Genomic DNA, 1,186 nt, shown 5'->3' with positions numbered 1-1,186 from the left:
TGCGCTAGAGTGCGAACCACGCCAGGAAGATGAAGAAAGCAAGCCAGGACAGACGCACGAAGGTCTTCCAGCGGCGCGTGGCCTTCTGTTCGTTCAACGAAGCGAAGGCGAGCTTTTCGAGGGTGGCGCGCTCCCAACCGGGGCGCTGTGTGGGATCTTTGGCCATGTTCGTGGGAGGGGCCGGCTCAAATGGTTCGAACCCGGCGGGTTCCGTTCGGTTCGGGTCGGTCATGTCAGAAGGTCAGGGGGTGGAGGTTCCAGCCAGTATGCCAGTGCACTACGCCGTCATGCTCGCTCAAGGCGATCTTCACGAGGCCGCCGCGGCACGGCCCGCCCGCGCATTCGCCGGTGTCGGGCTTGTAGACCGCACCGTGCGTCGCGCACAGGAGCCACTGGCCGGTGTCGTCGAAGAAGCGGTCGGGCTGGAAGTCGAGTTCCATCGCAACGTGGCTGCACCGGTTGAGAAACGCATGCGGCTGCCCCTCGAAACGCACCGCAAAGGCGCGACACGTTTCTCCGCCGTAGATCACGTCGAAGGGCACGGCCAGGCCACCTTCGACCAAGTCCGCGGCGTTGCACAGCGGGATGCGTTCTTCGTCGCTCATGGCGGGATTTTTCTCAGGCGTTGCCGAGGAGCCACGCCTCGAGGTCGGCCACCGAATGCGCGATGTGCAACGGCTTGAATTCATCGAAGCTGGCGAATTCGTGTGCGCCGTAGCTCACGCCCACGTTGGCGCAGCCGGCGTTCTGGGCGAGTTGCAGGTCGTGCGTGGTGTCGCCAATCATCAGGGTACGTTCCGGCGGCACGTCGAGTTCTTCAATCAGTTCTAGGAGCATGCGCGGATGCGGCTTGCCGAAGGTTTCGTCGGCGGTGCGCGAGGCGTCGAAGCGATCGCGCAGCGCGACCGACTTGAGCGCTTCGTTGAGGCCGCCGCGCGACTTGCCGGTGGCCACGGCCAGCTTATGGCCGCGTGCGCGCAGCGCATCGAGCATCTGCAGCACGCCATCGAACAGCACGAGGTCGTCCTGGTGCTGAAGATAGTGGTAGCGGTAACGGGCGCCGAGCTCTGGGTATTTTTCTTTCGGCACGTCGGGCGCCGCGCGCGCCAGCGCTTCGGCCAGGCCGAGGCCGATGACCCAGGCGGCGTCGTTCTCGCTCGGCTTGGCGCCGCCAACGTCGATCACC

At 65.1% G+C, this 1,186-nt stretch carries 2 protein-coding genes and 1 pseudogene; all 3 read right to left on the bottom strand.

What is annotated here, in order from left to right:
• Positions 1-7: 7 nt before the first annotated feature.
• A pseudogene (locus ACSFA3_RS24560) lies at positions 8-232 on the bottom strand (S49 family peptidase); the annotation flags it as partial.
• Position 233: 1 nt separating this feature from the next.
• A complete protein-coding gene (locus tag ACSFA3_RS24555) occupies positions 234-605 on the bottom strand; it encodes a Rieske (2Fe-2S) protein (RefSeq protein WP_435470423.1) in 372 nt (123 codons plus the stop codon).
• A gap of 13 nt (positions 606-618) precedes the next feature.
• Positions 619-1,186: HAD family hydrolase (locus tag ACSFA3_RS24550; RefSeq protein WP_435507983.1), on the bottom strand; the 568-nt coding region annotated here is incomplete at its 5' end.

It is taken from the genome of Variovorax glucosi (genome assembly GCF_051216695.1).
In the GTDB taxonomy this organism is placed as follows: Bacteria; Pseudomonadota; Gammaproteobacteria; order Burkholderiales; family Burkholderiaceae_C; genus Variovorax.
The sequence above is the reverse complement of the archived record's forward strand: the minus strand, read 5'-3'. Positions and strand labels throughout refer to the sequence as shown.

What these genes read in the sequence shown, in the direction of transcription:
- ACSFA3_RS24555 (WP_435470423.1), bottom strand. Translation starts at nt 605, where the DNA reads ATGAGCGACGAAGAACGCATCCCGCTGTGCAACGCCGCGGACTTGGTC.